This is a genomic window from Alteromonas sp. ABH4_457 (assembly GCF_056160625.1).
The window spans coordinates 349,080-371,986 of the sequence record NZ_JBSWXN010000008.1 but is presented as its reverse complement, the minus strand read 5'-3'; the positions used below and the strand labels follow the sequence as shown (position 1 = coordinate 371,986).

Here is a 22,907-nt window from a genome sequence, read left to right as displayed (position 1 = left end):
TATGAACCCCGCCTCGTTCATAATGTTAAGAGGCAAAATGGAATGAGTCAGGCGTGGCAGGCAAGCAATTCTTTTTATTTATTCTCAAATCTATCGTACTGGGCCTTGTAGTAGCAGCACTTATGCTGGTCTTCATGCCGGATTTAAGAAGCGGTACAGGCTTTGGTGACAACTTTTTCTCCGGCAACACTACCCGTCCGGCAAGGCAATCTCACTACACTGCATTAAGCCGGTCCGCGCCTGCGGTTGTAAACATCTACAGTGTCAGTATTGAAAACGACACCGGTATTTTCCGTAACCGTGCACGTGAACGGGCCAGTTTGGGGTCCGGCGTAATCATGACAGAAAATGGTTACCTGTTAACCTGTAACCACGTAGTCGAAAATGCCGACAGCATTTTTGTTGCTGTGCAGGACGGCCGGGTTCTGGAAGCACAGATTGTCGGTACTGATCAGCTTACTGACCTTGCCGTGCTTAAAGTGAATGCGGACAGCCTGCATGTTATTCCTCAGATGGACGAGCCTGATTTGCACGTTGGTGACATGGTCATGGCCATCGGCAACCCTTTCGATCTCGGTCAAACGATTACTCATGGTATTGTCAGCCGCGCCGGACGTAACGGACTGTCTAATTACGTCGATTTTATTCAGACAGATGCGGTACTGAATCAGGGTAACTCCGGCGGCGCACTGGTCGACAGCAACGGTACTCTGGTTGGCATCACCAATGCCAACTTCCAGGTCAGAGATTCCCGTAACGGCGTGCGTAACGTGGACGGTATTAACTTTGCTGTCCCTTATGAACTGGCGCGACGGGTAATGGATGACATCATCCAGAATGGCAAGGTGATCCGCGGACAACTGGGCTTCCTTGGAAGCGAATATCGTGGAACGCCCGGTATTGAAGTCACGGCAGTGGCCAACGGTAGCCCTGCTGATCAGGCAGGTTTACGGGCCGGAGATGTGATTCTGGCCATTGACGGCATACAGTTGGAAAGTGCATCGAAAACACTGGATATGATTGCCGAAACAGACCCCGGTACGACACTCGAGCTGAACGTCAGCCGTGGCGGGGAGAATATGATGATTTCAGCAACGGTGGCAGAGCTGGGGCAACCGGCATCATAAGACCGCCTGATGCTTTCCGGTTGTTGCCGGAGACGTTCGTCTGAAACAAAAAACCGGAGCTTTAACTCCGGTTTTTCATTGTCTGGCAGGGAAGATTGTCAGGACAATGCCTCTCTGTCTGTGCTGTTTTCTCTAAATCAGGCTCTTTAGCCAGTGCATAAGGCGGCTCACCGATAAATACGATAGTGGCCACCATCAGGCTGAACAACACTGCTGGTATAGCATCCTTTGGATCAGTACTCAGTACCCGCCGGAACTGTTGCCGGACTGAAATTACATTACTCACGCGCGAACCCCAATAAATTCAATCTTATCCATTAATTTTGACACTTCCCTGAACCACATACTTGTATTGTGTCTATACAAACAAATTGAGATGGATTCGTCAGGTCTATCTCTGAAATGCTTAACCGGGTAATCAGTTACCTCTTAATACAAACCAGAAATGCCTATGGACTTGTTATTTTTTTGTCTTTTTCGACCGGTAGACAGATTAAAAAGATAACTGTCAACTCAGACAAAAGTATATGTACCACAGATTGCAAAAAATTGACAGCCAGCAAAAGCAATTCAGTATTATTTAATATTCTTTTCAGTAATTTTCCCGAACTATCCCGTAACGTTTACTGACGATGTAAACCACTTGTTAATTCAGTTTAAGAAGATGTGCAGCCAGCATACCTGCCTTGACACACTTCGTCAGATCCAAAGCGTACAGATTTGTTTTAAATTGTAACTGCCCCTTTCTTGCAATCCGCCGGCAGGCTAATCTGTTGGCTGCATCAGATTACCGGTACGTCACCTGAAGAGTTTTGTTTGTTGAAAATTCGTTTGTTCATTCTCATTTGCACCCTTTTCACTGGCCCTGCCCTCGCGGCGAGCGGATGCAACAGTAAAGGTGAATGCATTGATACAGGTCAGTGGCGGGTAGCCGCGGCCGTTGGTGCAGGCGGCCGGACTAATCCGTTGAGAGGCGGCAATACACAGTCACTGATTCTGATTGGCGATATAGCCTGGTACGCTGAGTCCTTTTATTTTGATAATTTTGAACTCGGTTATCAATGGCAAAGTAACCAGCCGGGTTTGTCTGTTGATGCCTATCTGGTTATCGATCGTGAAGCCCGCCCTTTCTTTTCCTATGAAGGTTTCGATGCCACCCCGGCAGAGCTGTTTTCCCGTGAGCAGCTGGCTGTCACTCCGGCCGCCGAAGCCAATACAGAGATCAACGTAGACAGTATCGCAGATCGCCGAAATGGCGGACATGCAGGAGTACGGCTCCACGCCGGAAGCTCACCAGCCAACGAGTGGCAATTTTCTGTAGAAAAAGACATCGCAGGGATCCACCAGGGTGTAAAGGCCCGTATTGCCTGGCGTTTCAGTCACCGCTGGCAGAAATGGCTGTTCAGTGTCAGTCCGCAACTGGTATGGAACAACAGGACATTTAACGACTATTACTATGGTATTGATGGAAAGGACACATCAGATAAGCGGCTCTGGTACAGTGCCGGCAGCGGATTCAGGCCGGGTGTCAATGTAGCGGTAACCAGGCAATTTAACAAACATTGGGGCTTACTGGCCTTTACCCGTTATCAGTATCTTCCCGACGCGGTGACGGAAAGCCCGTTGTTGACCGGTCATGATATTCTCACGGTCTTCACCGGCCTGACATACCAGTTTTAGCGGAGCCGGGTGTGTCAGGGAAGATCATAACAATAATACTCGTATTTACTTTTCTGCTCTGCAACACGGCACGGGGAGAAAGCTGGGAGATCATGCCCCAGATATGTGTTGGAGAACAACAAACAGAGCCCTGTGAAATGCGCATCACTATTCATGTACCACAGCATGCGGTTGACAATGAATTTTGTGTTTATGCAGATGAGAAACAGCTTTTCTGCGGTACAGGGAACCTGCCGCCTCAGACTGTCCGGCTAATGCAGGACAGCTGGATTTTTATAAAAAATACCCGTGGCGATGTTATCTATTCCCAAAAATTGCTGGTGAAATGGAAACAGAAAGAAAAGCGAAAACGGGTTCGTGATCCATGGAGTCTGTTCTGATGTCACATATTGTCCTGGTAGAAGATGACGCCCGTTTACGCACGCTGGTCAAAGATTTTCTTCAGCAGCATCATTTTGAAGTCACTGCAATGGCTGACGGTAGTCAGCTTATCTCAACAGTAAAGCTGCAGAAGCCGTCACTGGTCATTTTGGATGTGATGTTACCGGGTGATGATGGCTTTACACTCTGCAAGCATCTGAGACGTCATTACGAAGGCCCGTTGCTGTTTATGACGGCCCGGGATGATGATTTTGACCAGGTACTGGGACTGGAAATCGGCGCAGACGATTATGTCACCAAACCCATAGAACCCAGAGTTCTGCTGGCACGTGTTCATGCACTCCTGCGTCGTATCAAATCTGCCGGACGGCTCAATGAAGCGGGACGTGAACCGGTTTTGACTTATGGAAACCTTACCGTAGACAAAGCGGCAAGACAGGTATTATTACACGGTGACGAAATCACCCTGACCAGCCACGAATTCGATATGTTATGGCTGCTCGCCAGTCACCCCTCTGAAGTAGTGGACCGGAACACCATTTACGAAGAGATCATCGGCAGAGAATATGATGGCCTTGACCGTTCCGCTGACGTACGGGTGTCGAGACTCAGGAAAAAGCTTCACGATAATCCCAGCAATCCTTACCGTATAAAAACAATCTGGGGTAAAGGCTTCTTCTTCGTTGCAGACGCGTGGGATTAAAGTGACCCGCCTTTTCCTGAGCCTTTATCTTTTTATCGCGCTTGCCCTGGCGGGGTTAAGTGCCGCGCTGGAGCCGTTATTTTTTACATCAGACGAAGGCCTGAGTGACGAGGCAACGGATATAGTCCTTGCACTGGAAACTGTTGCCAGGAAACCGGAAGAAAGAGCCGCCTGGCTTGCCGGGGCGAAACTGGAACCCAGAGTGATCCCTGCCGCCTCACTGGCTTTCAGTCCGGCATCGGAACAGGCGCTGGAAAACGGCGAGGTCGTTCCCCTGTTCTATCAGGACTCAATACAGTTATACGCCCGCGCAGACGACACCACGCTGTATGAACTGACCCTGCCGGTTACCGGCTCTCTTTCACGCGCCCTGTGGTATTCAACGGTTTTCTACGTTCTGCTCGGGGCATTGATTGCGCTCTGGCTCTGGCCACTCTGGCGGGATCTCACCACCATTACCCGCGGCCTGAGCAACGTTAACGCCGATGGCTCTTTCGGGAAAATATGGCTGCCTAAACGCTCGATGGTTGCGCCTATCGCTAAAGCGTTAAATCAGCTCAGTGCACAGGTAACCGAATTATTTAACCGGCATAAAGAAATGACCGGTGCAGTCGCGCACGAACTGCGTACCCCGCTGGCCCGGCTTAAATTTGCGCTGGCAACAGAACGTCCCGCTGATGAAGAAGGATGGAAGGCGATGCGGGAAGACGTGAATGAACTTGAGCGTATGGTACAGGAAATGCTGGACTATTTGCGTCACGACGGACGTCAGCCTGAACTGAATGTCAGCCAGATCCCGTTAAGGGCGATGGCGGAAAATTTAGCAGAACGGACTGCCGGAAATACCGCCATCTCAGTTTCAGTTACTGCGGACAATGACGGTTTAGTGGTTCTGGGAGACGATTATTACATTGGCAGAGCTATTGAAAATCTGCTGCTAAATGCCATCCGCTACGCCCGAACGGAAGTGCGGCTCCGGGTGAGCGACAACCGGGCCCATATTGTTTTGCATGTGGAAGATGACGGACCCGGGGTAAGCGAAGAAAACAAAGAGAAAATTTTTGTCCCATTCTACCGTCCTGATACAGCAAGAAGCCGTGAGCGTGGCGGTGCCGGTTTGGGTCTGGCCATCGTCAGGCGCATTATGCTGTGGCATGACGGGGAATGTGAGGTACAAAAAAGTCAGCTTGGTGGCGCTGACTTTTTATTACGTTTTCCGAAGTTCCGGTAAGGGCAATCGTAAACAGGCAAACTGTAACGATGCCCTTGTCAGGTTATTCTTTTTCGCGGGTAATGTTAGCCCCTAAACCACTGAGCTTTTCTTCAATGCCTTCGTAGCCACGATCAAGGTGGTAAATACGGCTCACGTGGGTTTCACCGTCAGCAATCAAACCTGCAATAACCAGACTTGCTGATGCCCGTAAATCTGTGGCCATCACCGGTGCACCTTTCAGTCGCGATGCCCCTTTCGTCAGCGCACTGTTACCTTCAAGCGCGATTTCAGCGCCCATACGTTGTAACTCGGGCACATGCATGAAACGGTTCTCGAAGATAGTTTCAGTAATCACACCGGAACCTTCTGCCACGCAGTTCAGCGTGACAAACTGCGCTTGCATGTCTGTCGGGAAAGCCGGATGAGGGGCGGTTTTCACCTGCACCGCTTTAGGCTTTCTGCCCTGCATATCCAGTTCAATCCAGTCATCACCTGTGGTGATGACGGCACCAGCCTGTCGTAACTTATTAAGTACGGCTTCCAGCGTGTCCGGTGCAGCATCCAGGCATTTAACTTTGCCACCTGATACCGCAGCAGCGACAAGGAACGTTCCGGTTTCAATACGGTCCGGCAATACACGGTAATCACAACCGTTTAATCGTTCCACGCCTTCTATGGTGATATGATCGGTACCTGCACCTTTAACTTTTGCCCCCATCTGGTTCAGACAGTTAGCAAGGTCGACAATTTCCGGTTCACGTGCAGCATTTTCCAGCTCGGTGATACCGTCTGCCAGCGCTGCTGCCATCATCAGGTTTTCCGTGGCACCAACACTGACCATATCCATGAAGATTCGCGCCCCTTTCAGGCGGCCGTCTACTTCAGCGCGAATATAACCTTCGTCGACTTCAATTTTTGCCCCCATCAGCTCCAGGCCAGACAAATGCAAATTCACCGGACGTGCGCCGATAGCACAGCCTCCGGGTAAGGAAACATTCGCTTTTCCCTGCTTCGCAAGTAAAGGCCCCAAAACCAGAATGGACGCACGCATGGTCTTTACCAGGTCATACGATGCAGTCACACTGTTCAGTGATGCAGATGAGATAACGACTTCATTCGTTGCCGGCCGGGAGACTTCTGCACCCAGTTCTTTCAGTAAAGCCGTGGTGGTATTGATATCTCTGAGTGCAGGTACGTTAGTAAAACGACACGTGTCAGAGGTAAGAAGCGGGGTAAATAATAACGGCAGCGCAGCGTTTTTAGCACCACTGATACGTACTTCGCCATTCAGTGGCGGGCTCTTTTTTATTACGAGTTTATCCACAGATGTATTTACCGTTATTGAGGTACGTGGAACTGACGCTCACGCTGCCAGTCTGCTTCAGAGAAGGTTTTAATAGAAATGGCATGCATTGAGCCATCAGCAATTTTGTCCTGCAGCGGACCGTAAACAGCCTGCTGGCGCTGCACGCGGCTCATTTCATTGAAGCTGTCACTGACAGCAATAATTGTGAAATGTGAACCTTCGCCTTTAACGTGTACTTCAGTTAAACCCAGCTTGTCTTTCAGCAAAGTTTCGATATCAGATAATTCCATGGTCTGCTAACTCTTAGATTTGGAAACGTATTATTCTACGGGCAACAGGGTATCGACGTCGCTGATTTTAGCCAGTTTCAGTAGTTTCTCCGGCACCTGTGCCAGTACTACATCTACGTGATTGCCTTTGCCGTCACGCACAGCGTTTATCAACCAGGCGAGACCGGCACTGTCGATTCGCTCTACATCCCCTAAATCGAGTATGCAGCGCCCCTGCTTTGCCAGAGCGGATTTTTCGGTGGAACTTAACATGTCCCACCAATTTTTAGCGAGTGTATCACGGTCGAGGTGACCGTGAATATGCACAATACCATTTTCACCTAGCTGAAAAAGACTCACGCAGCATCCTTATCTTGTGCCTGCTTAACTTGCTCGCCCACAGGCTGTTCAATTTTCTCGCGCATTAATTTCAGCACGGCATCAATGCCTTCCTGACGCAGAATAGGTTCGAATTCACTGCGCTTGCTGTCCAGCAGGCTGATACCTTCAGCGACCATGTCATAGGCTTTCCATTCATTAGTCCGGCTGTCCTTACGAACCTGGAATGCCACTTTAATGTCCGGGCGACCGGGATCCTGAACGACAGCACGTACAGTCACAGACTTCTTATCTGAAAAGTCTCCTTCAGGCTCGAAAGTCACTTTCTGATTATCGTAGTAACCCATTGCTACCGCATAAGTCGTGATAAGGTACTGTCTGAATACCTGAACGTATTCTGATAATTTATCTTTGGGTACTGACTTGAAGTATTTACCCAGCACTTTAAAAGCCGCGAACTGATAATCGATATGAGGCAACAGCTCTTCTTTCATGATGGTGCGCAGTTCTTCAGGATCTTTCTCGATCTGCGCCTGACTGGCTTTGATGCGATCAAAGGTTTTCTGACCGGCTTCTTTAACCAGTGCGTACGGGTTTTGTTCGTTAACTTCCTGGGCCTGCACCCCGCCAGTTACACTTGCAACCAGTAAGCCGGCAATCAATAAAAGCTTTTTCAACACTTAATCTCCTAAAATTGTGTCCTTGTTGTGGTGCGGTAGCCTTAAGGAATCAGACCCCCGCATCACGGAATTTGTTTCAATTATTCGTTACTGTCGCTGCTGCCGCCGCGGTTGAACAGGAACTGACCAATCAGATCCTCAAGCACCAGCGCAGACTTGGTGTCTTGTAAATAGTCACCGTCTTTCAGCTCTTCAACCCCGTCGAAGGAAAAACCGGGCTGAAATCCGACGTATTGCTCACCCAGCAGGCCGGATGTCAGTATGGATACCGAACTGGTATCAGGAAATCCTTCGTAACTGGTAGAAATGCTCAGCGTCACAACCGGCGTGTAGTCTTCTTTATCCAGATGAATATCTGTTACACGACCAATTGTCACACCGCCCACTTTTACCGCAGAGCGCACTTTCAGGCCGCCAATGTTGTCGAATTTGGCGTAGAGGTTATACGTGTCGCCTGCGTTGGTCATGGTCTGGTTTGCCACTTTCAAAGCCAGCAATAAGGTGGCTGCAATAGTCAGCACCACAAATACACCAACCATCACTTCCGTTTTGTACTTATTCATTTCTATCCTCTACTCAATTCCGAACATCAGGGCAGTGAGTACGAAGTCCAACCCCAATACAGCTAATGATGAAAAAACAACGGTTTCCGTCGTGGCTTTACTGATGCCTTCTGAGGTCGGAACCGAATCATATCCTTTAAATATGGCAATCCAGGTCACAACCAGGGCAAACACGAGGCTTTTTATGACGCCGTTGACCACATCTTTTTGCCATTCAACCGTTGATTGCATCAACGACCAGTAACTACCGCCATCAACACCCAGCCAGTCGACACCAACCAGGTGACCACCCAGGATACCAACCGCACTGAATATCATTGCCAGTGACGGCATAGCGATCATGCCGGCCCAGAAACGGGGAGCAACCACTCTGCGAAGAGGATCCACCGCCATCATTTCCAGACTGGATAATTGCTCTGTGGCTTTCATTAACCCGATTTCGGCGGTTAATGCAGAACCTGCACGACCGGCAAATAGTAATGCGGTGACCACCGGTCCCAGTTCCCGTAACAATGACAGTGCGACCATGGGCCCCAGGCTGCCTTCAGCTCCATAGCCCACCAGAATGGTATAGCCCTGCAAAGCCATTACCATGCCAATGAACAGGCCTGATACCAGAATAATCAGCAGTGATTGCACACCTACAACATAAAGCTGACGAATGGTCAGTGAGATATTCTTAACTTTGGGAGCTGCAAATAAGGCACCGGAAAGCATGATGCCTGCACGGCCAATTGCAGCGACTTTGGCAATGGTTGCAGCGCCGGTTTGTTGAAGAAACTTCATGACTTACCCCCGAAAAAACTGTCGGATAAGTCTTTCGCCGGATAGTGAAATGGCACCGGTCCATCGGCTTCACCATTCAGAAACTGCTGAACCAGCGCAGAATCGCTGTTTTGAATTTCTTCGGCAGTGCCCTGACCGATAATGCGCTTATCCGCCAGGATGTATATGTAATCAGCAATGGTAAGCACTTCCGTGACATCGTGTGTCACTACGATACTGGTGACATCAAGGGCATCATTCAGTTCACGAATCAATTTCACCAGCACCCCCATGGAGATGGGGTCCTGGCCAGCGAAAGGCTCGTCATACATGATGAGATCCGGATCCAGAGAAATAGAACGGGCCAATGCAGCACGTCTGGCCATACCACCGGACAGTTCACTGGGCATCATATCTGCCGCACCACGTAACCCTACAGCCTGTAGCTTAAGTGCGACAATGGTGTTGATAATATCATCGCTGAGTTTTGTATGTTCTCTGAGCGGAAACGCTACGTTGTCGCGTACCGTCATGTCAGTAAAAAGCGCTCCGCTCTGAAACAACATGCTCATGCGACGACGGGTTTTATATAACTCGCTGCGACTCATAGAAACAATACTGTCGCCATCGAAGCGGATATCGCCTTCATCCGGCGGGAGCTGCCCGCCAATCAATTTCAGCAACGTTGTTTTGCCGATTCCGCTCGGGCCCATTACCGCTGTAATCTTGCCTTTGGGAACAACAATCGACACTCCGTCATAGATAACGCGGGATCCGCGCCGGAATGTCATGTTGTCTATTTCCACTAAATTTCCCATATTCTTGAAGACGCGCCTTCCCTTTATGTTCTTTGCCGGCAGTAGCAGAAAATGCTACTACCCGATTTTACATACACCATTGTATCTTCATTTGAGGACAGCCGCCAAAACGAAAAAGTTACAAGGTGTGTTCGCATTTTTCGAAAACTTTACGCTTGCTTTTATTGCCACTGTCTGCACAAATTTCTCCGGTTCCGGCAAGTTAGCCAGCGAGAATCATGCCATCAGAGCCAGCCTCAAGACTGACCACTCTCTTTTGTACGTAAAAAAACCCGTCACAGCGCGATTACACTTTTGTCATCATGCTGACAGTTTTTGACAATCCGGATGATTTATCACATTGATGTTGTTGATACAGAGCAGAAATATGCTTGCAGATAGCGGAAAAGCAACAGCAACTGTTGCACTTATAACCAGTTGCAACCGTATTAGCAGGTATTCTATCTAAACCGTATGCAAATGCTGTACTTTTTGCGACAATCCGAAAAAACAAAGGACGATGGTAACTTGTGATACTTTCTATCTGTATTTTCCTGCTGGGTCTTGCTGTACTTAGCTGGAGTGCCGACCGCTTCGTTTATGGCGCTTCCGCACTGGCGAAAAATATCGGAATCTCCCCCATGATGATTGGTTTAACCATTGTCGCTATGGGGTCATCAGCACCGGAAATTGTTGTATCGGCTATCGCCTCCTCAAATGGCAATATGAACACAGCGGTAGGTAATGCGCTGGGCTCAAATATTACTAATGTTGCCCTCGTGCTGGGTATCACGGCCCTGGTAAAACCGCTCGTCGTCTCTTCCTCTACATTAAAACGTGAATTCCCGGTTCTGCTTGGTGTAACCGTGCTTGCCATGTTCTTTCTTAATAACGGCAAACTGGCTCATCTGGAAGGCATGATTCTCCTCGGCCTGTTTGTATTTGTACTCGCAGGTATGGCCTGGATATCGTTACAGGTAGATAAGGAAGATCCGCTGGTGAAAGAAACCGACGGAGAAATCCCTGACGGTGTAAATACCGGTTCTGCAGTGTTGTGGGTTGGCGTGGGTATTGTGTTACTGCCACTCAGCGCCCATTTTATGGTGAATGCGGCAGTAGATATCGCCCATTTTTTCGGTGTGTCCGACCTGGTGATCGGCCTGACAATCATAGCGCTGGGCACCAGCTTACCGGAGCTGGCCGCCAGTGTGGCCGGTGTACTGAAAGGTGAAAGTGACCTGGCACTGGGAAATGTTATCGGCTCGAATATCTTTAATCTGCTGGCAGTATTAGGTATGCCGGGACTCATTGCTCCCGGGCTACTGGACGAGAATGTGTATAACAGAGACATGTGGGTGATGTTTGGTCTCACAGTGTTATTATTTTTCCTGAGCTTTAATTTTATCGGCAAACGCCAGTTAGGCCGCCTGGAAGGTGGCATCTTTGTACTATGCTTTGTGGCGTATCAATTCTGGTTATTTGGTTAAATGAGTAATTCACCGTATATCGCGTCAGCCAGACGGGTCATAGAAATTGAAACCAGCGCAGTAAGTGCGCTGGCATCCCGGCTGGACAATAAATTTGAGCAAGCCTGTACCTTGTTGTCTGAATGCAAAGGCAAAGTAGTCGTGTGCGGCATGGGGAAATCCGGCCACATCGGGCGTAAAATTGCTGCGACTCTTGCCAGTACAGGCACACCAGCCTTTTTCATGCACCCTGGCGAAGCCAATCATGGCGATCTCGGCATGCTTAGTCAGACAGACATATTGCTGGCCATTTCAAATTCCGGAGAAACCGGCGAACTGGTGAACCTGCTTCCCGTGGTCAAGCGGCTGTCTGTGCCTGTCATCGCGATGACGAATAGCGAATCAAGCACCCTCGGCCAGCATGCCGATGTGGTACTCAATGTCAGTGTGGAAAAAGAAGCCTGTTCGCTGGGGCTTGCACCGACCTCTAGTACTACAGCAACCCTGGTAATGGGTGACGCGCTGGCCATTGCACTGCTGGATGCTAAAGGATTTACTTCAGATGATTTCGCCCTCTCTCACCCGGGCGGCAGTCTGGGCCGGAAACTGTTACTCAAAGTGGGCGATATCATGCTGACCGGCGACGCTCTTCCTCTTGTATCGTCTGCCGCGACCATTTCACAGGCTCTGCTGGAAATATCTTCTAAAGGTCTGGGAATGACAGGTATTACAGATGACAGCGGCAAACTCGGCGGTATTTTTACCGACGGCGATCTGAGACGAATTCTGGACGCCAGAACCGACATTCATACCACTCCGGTAGCCAATGTTATGACCCGCGGCGGGAAAACTACCCGCTCCGGTACACTGGCAGTGGAAGCGTTAAATTTAATGGAAAAACACAAGATCAGTGCGCTGATGGTGGTGGATGAAAATGATCACCCCGTGGGCGCATTCAACATGCATATGTTGCTTAAAGCAGGAGTTCTCTGATGGGACATGAAGTCACTTTTTACGGTGTGATCAGTGAAGAGCGGTTTGAAAAACTCAAAGGGCTGAAACTGCTCGTTTGTGATATCGACGGCGTATTTTCTGACGGCAGAATTTATCTTGGCAACAATGGTGAAGAGTTAAAAGCCTTTCACACCCGCGATGGCTATGGCGTTAAGGCATTAATAAACAGTGGTGTGGACGTTGCTGTCATTACCGGCCGCGACTCGGCCATTGTAAAGAATCGCATGACCGCTTTGAATGTGAAGCACATTATTCAGGGTCAGGAAGATAAAGCCACGGCTATGGCTCAGTTGTGCGAAAAGTTGAATCTGGCGCCATCAGAGGTTGCAGCCATCGGTGATGATATGCCGGATCTTGGCATGTACCGGTTTGCCGAAACAAAAATTGCGGTGAAAGATGCCCATCCGGCCGTCACCCGCGAAGCGAACTGGATCACCACAAAAAATGGTGGATTCGGCGCAGTACGGGAAGTCTGTGATGTGATTTTACAGGCGCTCGGCACGCTGGACACCATACACGGGGCCAGCGTATGAACCGTTTAGGGATCAGTATTTCTGCGCTGTTTGTTATGGCGCTGCTGATGTACCTTCCGGTCTGGATGGCAGAAGAGCAAGCACCGGCGAAAAAAGCCGGAGCAGACGCTTTACGCCCTGCCTATAAAGCAAAGAATTTGACAACTACGCTGTATAACGAAGAAGGCAAACTCAACCACGAAGTCTTTGCCGCCTCTATGGAGCATTACGACCAACTAGGCTTTGTGTTATTCGACCAACCCAAATACACTGTCTATGTGAATGATGACGAGGCCCCATGGCAAGTCACCGCTGATGAAGGCACACTCTACAACGATGACCTGATCCAGCTGGAAGACAATGTGCTGATAAAAAGCCTGAACCCTGAAGAGTTTATCCAGACCATCACAACCAATTTTATTAAGGTGAATCTGGATGACAAAACCATGACTTCAGACCAGCCGGTAGATATACGCGGTGTACAGACCATCATTAAAAGTAACGGTTTCAATGCAAACCTGCGTACCCAACAATATGAGTTAATTGATCATGTGCAGACAATTTATTCCCCGGGCAGTTAGCCTTTTCGCAGCAATAGCGCTGCTTGCTGCTGCCGGTGAGGCAATGGCCGGCTCCGGTGATTTTGAAAAGCCTATTACCGTGGATGCTAAGTCACAGTTTATTGACGGTAAAAAGAAGAAATCGGTTTTTAAAGACGATGTGAAGATTACCCAGGGTTCACTCATCATTGCCGCAGATGAAGTTGAAGCCATCGCCAGTGAAGGCGAAGGGAAAGAGGTTTTTATTGCCCGCGGAAAACCAGCCACTTATTCTCAAACGCTGGATGACGGCGCAAAAGTAAAAGCCAGCGCAAATGAAATTCGCTACGAAGTAGCCAAACAACTTATTTCCTTGCAAGGTGATGCGAAAATCCAGCAAGATACCAGCATGGTCCAGGGAGATAGCATCACCTATGACATGTCAAAAGAGCAACTTCTGGCAACCGGCGGTGAAAGTAACAGCAACGGCCGGGTAACCACGGTTTTCCGTCCTGACACAGTTAAAGAGCTGAAGGAAGAGAACAAGACTTCAGACAGCAACGAAAACGAGGGTAACTGAGTTACATGGCAACCCTGAGTGCGACTCACCTGGCAAAGTCGTATAAATCACGCCAGGTCGTCCGTGACGTTAGTTTATCGGTTTCTACCGGACAGATAGTAGGTCTGCTGGGTCCTAACGGTGCAGGTAAAACCACAACGTTTTACATGATTGTCGGTCTTGTGCCACTGGACAAAGGCAAAATCCTCATTGATGAGCAGGAGCTGACGCACCAGCCAATGCACGAACGTGCCCGCCGGGGAATTGGCTATTTACCCCAGGAGGCATCCATTTTCCGCAAGCTGACCGTACATGAAAACATCATGGCGATATTACAGACGCGTAAAGACTTAAAAAGTCATCAACGTGAACAGGAAGCGGATGCACTACTTGATGAATTTAATATTAACCATATACGTAATAGTACAGGTATGAGTTTGTCGGGTGGCGAACGCCGCCGGGTTGAAATTGCCCGCGCACTGGCAGCCAATCCGCAATTTATTTTGCTCGATGAACCCTTCGCCGGAGTTGACCCGATTTCGGTTAATGATATAAAGAAGATCATTCAGCACTTACGGGACAGAGGTATCGGTATCCTCATCACCGACCACAATGTCAGGGAAACCCTTGATGTGTGTGAAGAGGCCTATATCGTCAGTCATGGAGAACTGATTGCTCAGGGCACCGCAGAACAGGTATTAAGTAATCAAAAAGTTCGTGATGTATACCTTGGTGAGCAATTCAGGCTATAGTTAAGATATCGGGATGAGCATTTAGCGGAGATTTCGCCACCGGCACTCACACCGCTACAACCGGATGTCCTTTTTAGAGTTTATATAAGACGTAGATGAAACCATCTTTACAGTTAAAATTTAGCCAACAACTAACAATGACGCCTCAGCTTCAGCAGGCGATCAAGCTATTGCAGTTGTCTACGCTGGACTTACAACAAGAAATTCAGGAAGCTCTCGATTCTAATCCTTTGCTGGAAGTCGACGACAGCTCCGACAACGATGTAATTGAGAAAAATAACATCGACAATGATGACAGCATGCAAGAGTCTGCAACAGCCTCATCTTCTGACAGCATGGATACCGGTGAAGCACTGGAAAAGAATGATTTACCGGATGAGCTGCCCATCGACAGTACCTGGGATGAGTACATTTCTGCGTCTTCTGCCCCCGCGCCCGGCCCTTCCGGGGGTGATGATGAACAAATCTTTCAGGGTGAAACCACCGAAAATATTCAGGACCATCTGCTGTGGCAAATGCGTCTGACACCTTTTTCTGACACAGACCGCGCCATCGCGCTGGCGATCATCGATTCCATTGATGAGTCCGGCTATCTAACGGTTACCGTTGACGACATTCTGCAAAGCGTAAACAGTGAAGATATGGAAGAGCCCGTAGAAGAAGATGAGGTTGAGTGCGTACTTAAACGTATTCAGCTATTTGATCCTCTCGGTTCCGGCTCCCGCACACCGCAGGAGTGCTTGTTAGTTCAGCTGGCGCAATTTGCACCGGAAACACCGTGGCTGGAAGAAGCCAAACTACTGCTCAGAGAGCATTCCGATCTGTTAGGCAGTAAAGATTACCGTACGTTAATGCGTAAAACCCGCCTGAAAGAAGATCAGTTACGGGAAGCGATGCGTTTGCTGCAAACGCTTAATCCCCGTCCGGGCAGTGCATTAATTACGAAAGAACCCGAATATGTCATTCCGGATGTATCGGTTGCGAAGAAAAATGGCCGTTGGGTTGTAGAATTAAACCCCGACAGCCTGCCTAAGCTCAGTGTTAATCAGCAGTATGCTGCAATGAGCCGTAAAGCAAGAAACAGCAGTGATTCACAATTTATCCGCTCTCACATGCAGGAAGCAAAATGGTTTATTAAGAGCCTTGAGAGCCGGAACGATACGCTGCTGAAAGTAGCAAATTGTATTGTTCAGCAACAGATGGGCTTTTTTGAGCATGGCCCTGAAATGATGAAACCAATGGTGCTGAATGATGTCGCAGAAATGGTAGATATGCACGAATCTACTATTTCCAGGGTAACAACGCAGAAGTACATGCACACGCCCCGTGGTATTTTCGAGTTGAAGTATTTCTTCTCCAGCCACGTTGCCACTGAATCAGGTGGTGAGTGTTCATCTACAGCGATTCGCGCCCTGATTAAAAAGCTGGTTGCCGCTGAAAAGCCAAGCAAGCCACTGAGTGACAGCAAGATTGCTTCGTTGTTGGCCGATCAAGGCATTATGGTTGCCCGGCGAACAATAGCAAAGTACCGGGAATCCTTGTCGATCCCGCCGTCTAACCAACGCAAAAGCCTTATCTAACTTAAGGCTGCTCAAAATAAGGAAGACGAAATATGCAAATCAACCTTTCTGGTCATCACATTGAGATCACTGATTCTTTGCGTAATTATGTCGATACTAAGTTCAGCAAACTGGAACGTCATTTTGACCACATATCAAATGTGCACGTTATTTTAAATGTTGAAAAGCTTAGCCAAAAAGCAGAAGCAACGGTTCATCTTAGCGGCGCGGAAGTCTTCGCCTCTTCCGAAAATCAGGACATGTATGCTGCCATTGACAGCATGGTCGATAAGCTCGACAGGCAGGTCCTGAAACACAAGGAAAAGCTTAAAAAGCACTAATTGAATTCATGGATATACAAGCCATAGTCAGCCTGGACCGCACCGAGTGTGCGGTCCAGTGCAATAGCAAAAAACGCATTCTCGAAATCATCAGCGGGATTGCAGCTAAAAATAACCCCGATGTTGATGAAGCCACCGTGTTAAGTAGCCTGCTGGCCCGTGAGCGAATGGGCAGCACAGGTATAGGTAACGGCATAGCCCTCCCCCACGGTCGCCTGGCCGGACTGGAAAATGTCATCGCCATCGTAGTTACCAGCACACCCGCCATCGATTTTGATGCTATCGACAACAAACCTGTGGATATTTTCTTTACTCTGCTTGTCCCTCAGGAACAAACCGAAGGACATTTACAAACTCTGGCCATGGTTGCCGGAAAACTCAGCGATAAAGAAACCATAAAAACTATCCGCAAAGCTCAGACAAGTGATGATATTATTCGCGCATTACAGTAACTTAGTGTAATACGCACCGACAACACGTGACTTCAGGAGAAACGGCGTGAAGTTAATCATCATCAGCGGACGTTCCGGTTCAGGAAAATCAGTAGCACTTCGTGCCCTTGAGGATCTGGGGTACTACTGCGTCGATAATATTCCGGTTAATCTGTTACCAGCCCTGACACACACTGTCGCCGATGAATACGAGCAGGTAGCTGTGAGTATTGATGTCAGAAACTTGCCTAAAGAGCCTTCTGAGCTGGTTGAAATTCTCGACTACCTGCCGGAGTCATGGACTGTCACCATCGTATATATTGACGCAAGTGACGATATGCTGGTGCGCCGGTTCAGCGAAACCCGGCGGTTACACCCGCTGGCCAAACTGAATAAGTCATTGTCAGATGCCATCCAGACAGAACGTGAACTGCTGGCGCCTGTAGCGGAAAGAGCGGATTTGAATATTGATACCGACTCTCTGAGCATCCACCAGCTGGCAGAATTAATCCGCGAGCGTATCCTCGGTAAGAAAAGCTCACGACTTGTTCTGGTATTTGAATCATTCGGCTTTAAACACGGTATTCCCAAAGATGCAGACTATGTATTTGACGCCCGTTTTCTGCCAAACCCTCACTGGGAGCCGGATTTAAAACATCTGACGGGCCTGGATACACCGGTTCAGGTTTTCCTCAGTTCCCAGCCTATAGTGACCAAATTTATCTGGCAGATTCAGAACCTCATCACGACCTGGTTGCCACACCTTGAACGGAACAACCGCAGTTATGTGACTGTCGCTATCGGATGTACCGGCGGACAGCACCGTTCAGTTTATGTAGCGGAATCACTGGCGAAAAACTTCCGGGAATCTCATCCTGATGTCCAGATCCGCCACAGGGAGCAAAGTAAATAATGCGCATAGAGAAATCTCTGACTATTGTTAATAAACTGGGCCTGCATGCCAGAGCTGCAACGCAGTTAGTGCAACTGGCGAATCAGTTCGATGCCGAAGTTATTTTACAAAAAGGCGATAAGCAGGCTAATGCCAATAGTGTGCTGGGACTGATGATGATGGAAAGTCATCAGGGGGAACAGGTTACTGTGATCTCTGAAGGTCCGGATGCTGAAGCTGCAATGGATGCCGTCGAGGCACTAATTGCAGGCAGATTTAACGAAGATGAATAGCGCCGGCACACCACTGAGTGTGCAGTGCCGGCGAAGGCTTAAAGGCAAACCCGTTGAAACGTTTCATCAGTTTAATCATCTTTTTGACAGCGATGGCTTTTCAAAGCTCAGTATGGTGTGCTGAGCACAGAAAAAGTCTGATAACCGGTGGTACGGCCTGGCCTCCTTATCTGTACATAACAGACAATAATGAGCCGGCCGGTGAAGACTACCAATTGTTGAAGTCGGTTTTAGGCAAGCTGGATTATGCACTGGAAAGCCAGATCCTGCCTGAAAGACGGGTCACTCAGCAAATAGAACTGGGGCAAATTGATGTAGTTACAGGTGCAGCTTTCACACCGGCGAGAGCACTGAAAAACTATTTTTCTGTTCCTTACCGCAAAGAAACCATCAGCTTTGCCTTTCATCCTTCCCATCATGACGAATATGCCGGTAAATCTCTTGAAACCTTACTAAGGGAAGGCAAAACCCTGGCGTTAAATACCGGCGGATGGTATGGCGACTGGTTTAATGAAAAAGTCACTGAGCAGTACAGCGCGCAGCTTATTCATCTGGATTCCGTTAAACGGCGGTTACAGTTTCTGAACAGAGGCCGTGTCGATTTGGTGCTGGACGATATCAGAGTGATTAGCTTTAATGCTGAACTGCTGCATCTCGAACTGGAAATCAGTGATAATCCCGTGAACGTGCAGGACGTCCACTTCATGTTCAGTAAACAATCTGTGGACCCGGGCTTCATCGATAAATTCAATCACGTCCTGTCTGGCTATGTTAAAGACCCGGATCCTGCGAGCTGATCCTTCAACCTCACACCTTATTCTGCTGCCGTATTATCCCTGACATTTTTTTGCACCGTTATCGCGGCAAACAAACTCAGGACGAATGCCATTCCATAGAATCCTTTTTCACTCAGCAACAGGTTGGCGTTTACCAGACCAATCACTAACAGTGCAATAGCAGCACCAAGGCCAAACCAGCACAACATCAGATATATTTTCGTTGTCTGTATGCCTTCCATTTTGTCCCGCACTGTTTTTTGAACAGACACAGCAGCAAACAGTCCAAACAGAAATACAGCAAAGTAGTAGCCTTTTTCATTAAGTGGCATATCGGCATTCAGGAGTCCGGTTATGTAAGCGGCAAATCCTGTCAGCAGTGCAATAACAGAAGCAATAAAAAAGGCTTTCGTAGGTTTATTTGCGTTCATGATGATCTCCGTTTTGTATCAGTGACTGGCATACAGCACGGTTTGATGTGCCACCAGTTGATTGTTTTCCAGATAATTAGCAATAGTGGTGAACGTAGCGGTTTGTATCGCGCCCGGATGGTCGCTTAACGACACGCCGCTGCTCACCCAACTGCCTAACCGCAACTTCATTTTGTTAACCTTCACCGGCTGTGCTTTAAACCATGCCTGCGTATTGTTTTTAAGGCGATGACTGTCAGTGGTGTCGTAAATAGCAGCATTCAGCACATCAAGGGTGTACTCAGTGCAATTTTGCTTTCCTTCCGTAAACGGACTCGCAATAACGGAATAGGCCGGTTCGTGCAGCAATTTCGCTTTGTCCTGCGCATACAGGGCAACGATTTTCTGCTGCACTTCCCAATCGGGAATGATTATGCCGGTTTTTAACTCCGTTGCTCCCCAAAAGAAATCCACCGGATAATCCGTTTTCAGTACGCTTGTACCCGGCTTATCTGCCAGCTGATATAAATTGTGTATTGCATATCCCTGCTCTACCGTGCCGTCATCCAGCGTAATATCGGAATACAGCGCAATTGCCGTATGGGTGAATGAAATACCTTCAGGCAAGTCTTCAGGCGCCCGTCCAACCCGCGCAATAATGGCCGCATAGGCTCCCTGCTCAGCCAGGTAATGCTCAGTTTGCTTTGCAAACTTTATAATCGCCTCCGGCGCATACCGGCGGGGTGCTTCTTCCTGACTGCCGGCAAATACAGGCAACGCCAGACATGCAAGCATTGCTATCGCGGACCTCATTGAGCTTTCCCCTGTGTCACGATAGTCTGGTTTATCACCACATTAGGTGCCGGGTCTGCAGTAATCACCCGTTTTGTCACCGGTAAAGGTTTATTGCTTTTCTCAATGCTATGGTGAACGGAGTGCGCTGAATCTGCCGCAATCACTGCCACTCCCACACTTAACACGACCGGTGCAACCGATACCGCGCTGGCCACTGATGCTGTTGTTTGCACACTTTCCGTTGCTGCAAGCACACTGTGTTTACTTGCCTGACCGCTGTGTTGTATTGAATCGTCGGCCATTACACCGCAACTCAGTGTCAGTATTGCTAAACCTGATATCAATCCATGTTTCATTTCCAGTTCCTCAGTAGTGACTGTGTATTCACAGTAGTCCGGAGAAGAACATTAATAAACTCAAATAATTGATGTAGACTATTTCAACACCAAAAGTATCACTTATTAATACTATGCAGCAGATTAAGCAACTCATCGGTACCCTGAAGCGCTGTTTGAAGCAGCGGGGTTTTACTTATAAATCTCTGGCGGAGCGCCTTGACCTGAGTGAGGCAAGCATTAAAAGATGTTTTGCACAGGAAGCCTTTACTCTGGAGAGACTGGCACAAATTTGCGATGTGATGGACCTGACCCTCAGTGAACTGTTCCAACTCAGCGAACGGGAACAGCCCGCCCTGTCCCAGTTAACTGAAGAACAGGAAAAAGAGTTACTGGCTAACCCGAAGCTTTTGCTTATGGCCGTGCTGGTAAGGGACGGATGGCAGTTTGACGATATCACCGGGCATTATGCGATAGACCCTTTGGAAGGTGTCAGGCTGCTGGCAAAGCTCGATAAACTCAGGCTGATAGAACTTTTACCCGGCAACCGCTACCGTCTGCGAATTGGCCAGAATTTCCGCTGGATCCCGGGAGGACCGTTAGCACAGTTTATGGAACAGGAAGTTATGGTGAAGTTCATGGCGCCGAAGCGGGGTGAACCCTGGCTGTTCAGGTTATACATCCGTGGCCGCTATTCAGAGGAATCCATCCGGATCATTGAAAAGCGCCTGAAGCAACTGTCAACGGAAGCGGCAGAATTAAACGATGCTGACTCATCTTTACCGGTTTCAGAACGAACGCATATTGGTATGTTGCTGGCGATGCGTCCCTGGGAACCCTCCCTGTTTGAAAAGATGCGCAGAGAGCAAAGCGAAGCGCAGCAGCAATAAATCGACCCGATGCTCACAATTTGCGCAAACGGACGGTTTGTGGCGATTCGCAGGCAGATATACGCCGCTTTCCCGATGACAGTTTCCGGAGGGTAAGGTATTCTTTATTTACCTCCCTGTTTGTTTCTCAAAGGATTTCCGTGGCAGAAGCACTCGAAAGCAAATCAGCACAAAGCCAGCTATGGGCTCTTAATGCGGCGTTAAATGACGGCCGTTTTGTTTCTGTGCGCAAAATGCTGCATGAGCTGCCACCCAGCGATGTTGCCCTGATTCTTGAGTCCAGCCCGACCCGAACCCGTGATGAACTTTGGGACCTCATAGACGGCGATTTTCACGGCGATATCTTAGAAGAACTGTCAGAAGATGTACGTAACGGTATTATCAGCAAGATGGTACCCGAAAAGGTTGTTGATGCCCTTGAAGAAATGGACACCGATGACCTGGCGGAAACTTTAAGCAGTCTGCCGGATGAAGTATTGCAGGACATTCTGCAGTCCATGGATACTCAGGACAGACACCGGGCAGAACAGGCACTGTCTTACGGTGAAGAAACCGCCGGTTTTATCATGAACACCGACACCATTACGTTGCGTCCTGACGTAACTGTTGATGTGGTATTGCGCTATCTCAGACTGAAAGGGGATCTACCGGAAAACACGGATACATTTTACGTGGTCAACCGCACGGATAATCTGGTTGGCATTGTGCCGGTAGCACGCCTGCTGACTGCGGATCCCGACGATAAAGTGTCAGAGGTGATGGATGATGATCCCGAAGCGATCCCTGTTAATATGCCTGATGGTGAGGTTGCCAGTCTGTTTGAACGTTACAACTGGTTGTCAGCCCCTGTTGTGGACGAAAAAAACCGCCTTGCCGGTCGTATTACCATTGATGACGTGGTCGACATTATCCGCGAGGATGCGGAGCACTCGATGATGAGTATGGCCGGTCTGGATGATGAAGAAGATACTTTCGCGCCGGTGTTACAATCTACCCAGCGCCGCTCCGTATGGCTGGCTGTGAATCTGGTCACCGCCCTCCTTGCCGCAGCGGTCAGCGACTTATTTGAAGCAACACTGAGCCAGATGGCCGTGCTTGCTATCCTGAATACCATCGTTCCCAGCATGGGTGGTGTAGCCGGTAATCAGACACTCACTCTGGTTATCCGTGGTATGGCACTGGGCCATGTCAATGGCAGCAACGCAAAGTGGCTGGTTAATAAAGAGCTGGCAATCGGCCTGTTAAACGGCGTGATGTGGGCAGTACTTATTGCTTCTGTAATAGGTCTGTGGAAGCAGGATCTTATGCTTGGCCTCGTTATCGCCTTCGCCATGCTCGTCAATATGATTGCCGCTGCGCTATCCGGTGCAACCTTACCCATGATCATGAAACGTCTGAAAATCGACCCTGCCCTGGCCGGCAGCGTTATTCTGACAACCATTACCGATGTAGTGGGTATCTTTGCCTTCCTGGGAACTGCGTCACTGCTTTTAACCTGAGCATATTCACGCCCCGGCAGC

Annotated in this window: 30 protein-coding genes; 19 read left to right on the top strand and 11 right to left on the bottom strand. The window is 48.9% G+C overall.

Features of this window, described 5'->3' with window-relative positions; translation table 11 throughout:
• The first annotated feature begins 122 nt into the window (after positions 1-122).
• The gene (locus ACXAGR_RS21600; protein ID WP_303573931.1) at positions 123-1,127 is read left to right on the top strand and encodes a trypsin-like peptidase domain-containing protein; all 1,005 of its coding nucleotides are present in this window, start codon (positions 123-125) and stop codon (positions 1,125-1,127) included.
• 61 nt (positions 1,128-1,188) lie between these two features.
• Here the strand turns inward: ACXAGR_RS21600 and ACXAGR_RS21595 are convergent, their stop codons facing one another.
• Positions 1,189-1,413 (bottom strand): hypothetical protein, encoded by a 225-nt coding sequence (locus ACXAGR_RS21595; protein WP_150154233.1) that lies wholly within the window; start codon positions 1,411-1,413, stop codon positions 1,189-1,191.
• Between the two features lie 530 nt (positions 1,414-1,943).
• Between ACXAGR_RS21595 and ACXAGR_RS21590 the strand changes: the two genes are divergently transcribed.
• The 4 genes from ACXAGR_RS21590 (at position 1,944) to ACXAGR_RS21575 (ending at position 5,122) form a co-directional block, all read left to right on the top strand.
• On the top strand, positions 1,944-2,807 hold the full coding sequence (locus tag ACXAGR_RS21590; protein ID WP_474852437.1) for a MipA/OmpV family protein: 864 nt from the start codon (positions 1,944-1,946) through the stop codon (positions 2,805-2,807).
• A 92-nt stretch (positions 2,808-2,899) separates the two neighbouring features.
• Entirely contained in the window at positions 2,900-3,187 is a 288-nt protein-coding gene (locus ACXAGR_RS21585) for a DUF3019 domain-containing protein (RefSeq protein WP_474852435.1), read from the top strand.
• Entirely contained in the window at positions 3,187-3,891 is a 705-nt protein-coding gene (locus tag ACXAGR_RS21580; RefSeq protein WP_474852433.1) for a response regulator, read from the top strand. Before ACXAGR_RS21585 ends, ACXAGR_RS21580 begins: the two co-directional genes overlap by 1 nt.
• A 1-nt stretch (position 3,892) precedes the next feature.
• Complete coding sequence (locus ACXAGR_RS21575; protein ID WP_474852431.1) at positions 3,893-5,122, top strand: ATP-binding protein; 1,230 nt, start codon at positions 3,893-3,895, stop codon at positions 5,120-5,122.
• Between the two features lie 43 nt (positions 5,123-5,165).
• On the opposite strand, the gene murA is transcribed toward ACXAGR_RS21575, so the two are convergent.
• The 7 genes from murA to ACXAGR_RS21540 form a co-directional block, all read right to left on the bottom strand.
• Positions 5,166-6,428, bottom strand: coding sequence for a UDP-N-acetylglucosamine 1-carboxyvinyltransferase (gene murA, locus ACXAGR_RS21570; protein WP_474844915.1), 1,263 nt, complete (start codon positions 6,426-6,428; stop codon positions 5,166-5,168).
• Positions 6,429-6,442: 14 nt separating this feature from the next.
• Positions 6,443-6,700: a BolA family protein gene (locus ACXAGR_RS21565; protein WP_119500196.1), complete on the bottom strand. Its 258-nt coding sequence runs from the start codon at positions 6,698-6,700 to the stop codon at positions 6,443-6,445.
• A 30-nt stretch (positions 6,701-6,730) separates the two neighbouring features.
• Entirely contained in the window at positions 6,731-7,039 is a 309-nt protein-coding gene (locus ACXAGR_RS21560) for an STAS domain-containing protein (protein ID WP_474852429.1), read from the bottom strand.
• Positions 7,036-7,695 carry an MlaC/ttg2D family ABC transporter substrate-binding protein gene (locus tag ACXAGR_RS21555; protein WP_119503297.1) on the bottom strand — a complete coding sequence of 220 codons (660 nt, stop codon included), beginning with the start codon at positions 7,693-7,695 and terminating at the stop codon, positions 7,036-7,038. Before ACXAGR_RS21555 ends, ACXAGR_RS21560 begins: the two co-directional genes overlap by 4 nt.
• A gap of 83 nt (positions 7,696-7,778) precedes the next feature.
• A complete protein-coding gene (gene mlaD / locus ACXAGR_RS21550; protein ID WP_119500194.1) occupies positions 7,779-8,261 on the bottom strand; it encodes an outer membrane lipid asymmetry maintenance protein MlaD in 483 nt (160 codons plus the stop codon).
• A gap of 9 nt (positions 8,262-8,270) precedes the next feature.
• Positions 8,271-9,047, bottom strand: coding sequence for a lipid asymmetry maintenance ABC transporter permease subunit MlaE (gene mlaE, locus ACXAGR_RS21545; protein WP_119500193.1), 777 nt, complete (start codon positions 9,045-9,047; stop codon positions 8,271-8,273).
• Positions 9,044-9,844, bottom strand: coding sequence for an ATP-binding cassette domain-containing protein (locus ACXAGR_RS21540; RefSeq protein WP_474844917.1), 801 nt, complete (start codon positions 9,842-9,844; stop codon positions 9,044-9,046). The genes mlaE and ACXAGR_RS21540 overlap by 4 nt, the downstream gene beginning before the upstream one ends.
• A gap of 509 nt (positions 9,845-10,353) precedes the next feature.
• Between ACXAGR_RS21540 and ACXAGR_RS21535 the strand changes: the two genes are divergently transcribed.
• From ACXAGR_RS21535 to ACXAGR_RS21480, 12 genes are all read left to right on the top strand, one after another.
• The gene (locus tag ACXAGR_RS21535) at positions 10,354-11,310 is read left to right on the top strand and encodes a calcium/sodium antiporter (RefSeq protein WP_119500190.1); all 957 of its coding nucleotides are present in this window, start codon (positions 10,354-10,356) and stop codon (positions 11,308-11,310) included.
• The gene (locus tag ACXAGR_RS21530; RefSeq protein WP_474852427.1) at positions 11,311-12,282 is read left to right on the top strand and encodes a KpsF/GutQ family sugar-phosphate isomerase; all 972 of its coding nucleotides are present in this window, start codon (positions 11,311-11,313) and stop codon (positions 12,280-12,282) included. It begins immediately after the preceding gene.
• Positions 12,282-12,836, top strand: coding sequence for a 3-deoxy-manno-octulosonate-8-phosphatase KdsC (gene kdsC / locus ACXAGR_RS21525; RefSeq protein WP_474844919.1), 555 nt, complete (start codon positions 12,282-12,284; stop codon positions 12,834-12,836). The genes ACXAGR_RS21530 and kdsC overlap by 1 nt, the downstream gene beginning before the upstream one ends.
• Positions 12,833-13,396, top strand: a complete 564-nt coding sequence (gene lptC / locus ACXAGR_RS21520; protein ID WP_119500187.1) for an LPS export ABC transporter periplasmic protein LptC — start codon at positions 12,833-12,835, stop codon at positions 13,394-13,396. The genes kdsC and lptC overlap by 4 nt, the downstream gene beginning before the upstream one ends.
• Entirely contained in the window at positions 13,365-13,934 is a 570-nt protein-coding gene (gene lptA / locus ACXAGR_RS21515; RefSeq protein ID WP_474844920.1) for a lipopolysaccharide transport periplasmic protein LptA, read from the top strand. The genes lptC and lptA overlap by 32 nt, the downstream gene beginning before the upstream one ends.
• Positions 13,935-13,939: 5 nt before the next feature.
• Complete coding sequence (gene lptB, locus ACXAGR_RS21510; protein ID WP_119500185.1) at positions 13,940-14,665, top strand: LPS export ABC transporter ATP-binding protein; 726 nt, start codon at positions 13,940-13,942, stop codon at positions 14,663-14,665.
• Positions 14,666-14,760: 95 nt separating this feature from the next.
• Complete coding sequence (locus ACXAGR_RS21505) at positions 14,761-16,245, top strand: RNA polymerase factor sigma-54 (RefSeq protein WP_474852425.1); 1,485 nt, start codon at positions 14,761-14,763, stop codon at positions 16,243-16,245.
• A 32-nt stretch (positions 16,246-16,277) separates the two neighbouring features.
• Positions 16,278-16,565, top strand: coding sequence for a ribosome hibernation promoting factor (gene hpf / locus ACXAGR_RS21500; RefSeq protein ID WP_119500183.1), 288 nt, complete (start codon positions 16,278-16,280; stop codon positions 16,563-16,565).
• Between the two features lie 8 nt (positions 16,566-16,573).
• Positions 16,574-17,017, top strand: a complete 444-nt coding sequence (gene ptsN, locus ACXAGR_RS21495) for a PTS IIA-like nitrogen regulatory protein PtsN (RefSeq protein WP_474844922.1) — start codon at positions 16,574-16,576, stop codon at positions 17,015-17,017.
• 46 nt (positions 17,018-17,063) lie between these two features.
• Positions 17,064-17,909, top strand: a complete 846-nt coding sequence (gene rapZ / locus ACXAGR_RS21490; RefSeq protein ID WP_474844923.1) for an RNase adapter RapZ — start codon at positions 17,064-17,066, stop codon at positions 17,907-17,909.
• Entirely contained in the window at positions 17,909-18,181 is a 273-nt protein-coding gene (locus tag ACXAGR_RS21485; protein ID WP_119500180.1) for an HPr family phosphocarrier protein, read from the top strand. The genes rapZ and ACXAGR_RS21485 overlap by 1 nt, the downstream gene beginning before the upstream one ends.
• 53 nt (positions 18,182-18,234) lie before the next feature.
• Positions 18,235-18,978, top strand: coding sequence for a substrate-binding periplasmic protein (locus ACXAGR_RS21480; RefSeq protein WP_474852423.1), 744 nt, complete (start codon positions 18,235-18,237; stop codon positions 18,976-18,978).
• A 17-nt stretch (positions 18,979-18,995) separates the two neighbouring features.
• Here the strand turns inward: ACXAGR_RS21480 and yiaA are convergent, their stop codons facing one another.
• The 3 genes from yiaA to ACXAGR_RS21465 are packed head-to-tail and all read right to left on the bottom strand — an operon-like array spanning position 18,996 to position 20,518.
• Positions 18,996-19,388, bottom strand: a complete 393-nt coding sequence (gene yiaA / locus ACXAGR_RS21475; RefSeq protein ID WP_303573680.1) for an inner membrane protein YiaA — start codon at positions 19,386-19,388, stop codon at positions 18,996-18,998.
• Positions 19,389-19,406: 18 nt separating this feature from the next.
• The gene (locus tag ACXAGR_RS21470; RefSeq protein WP_474844925.1) at positions 19,407-20,180 is read right to left on the bottom strand and encodes a DUF2145 domain-containing protein; all 774 of its coding nucleotides are present in this window, start codon (positions 20,178-20,180) and stop codon (positions 19,407-19,409) included.
• Positions 20,177-20,518, bottom strand: a complete 342-nt coding sequence (locus tag ACXAGR_RS21465) for a hypothetical protein (RefSeq protein ID WP_303573682.1) — start codon at positions 20,516-20,518, stop codon at positions 20,177-20,179. Before ACXAGR_RS21465 ends, ACXAGR_RS21470 begins: the two co-directional genes overlap by 4 nt.
• A gap of 113 nt (positions 20,519-20,631) precedes the next feature.
• On the opposite strand from ACXAGR_RS21465, the gene ACXAGR_RS21460 reads away from it, so the two are divergent.
• Both ACXAGR_RS21460 and mgtE read left to right on the top strand, forming a co-directional pair.
• A complete protein-coding gene (locus ACXAGR_RS21460; protein ID WP_474844926.1) occupies positions 20,632-21,387 on the top strand; it encodes a helix-turn-helix domain-containing protein in 756 nt (251 codons plus the stop codon).
• 140 nt (positions 21,388-21,527) lie between these two features.
• Positions 21,528-22,886 carry a magnesium transporter gene (gene mgtE, locus ACXAGR_RS21455; protein WP_303573685.1) on the top strand — a complete coding sequence of 453 codons (1,359 nt, stop codon included), beginning with the start codon at positions 21,528-21,530 and terminating at the stop codon, positions 22,884-22,886.
• Positions 22,887-22,907: the final 21 nt, after the last annotated feature.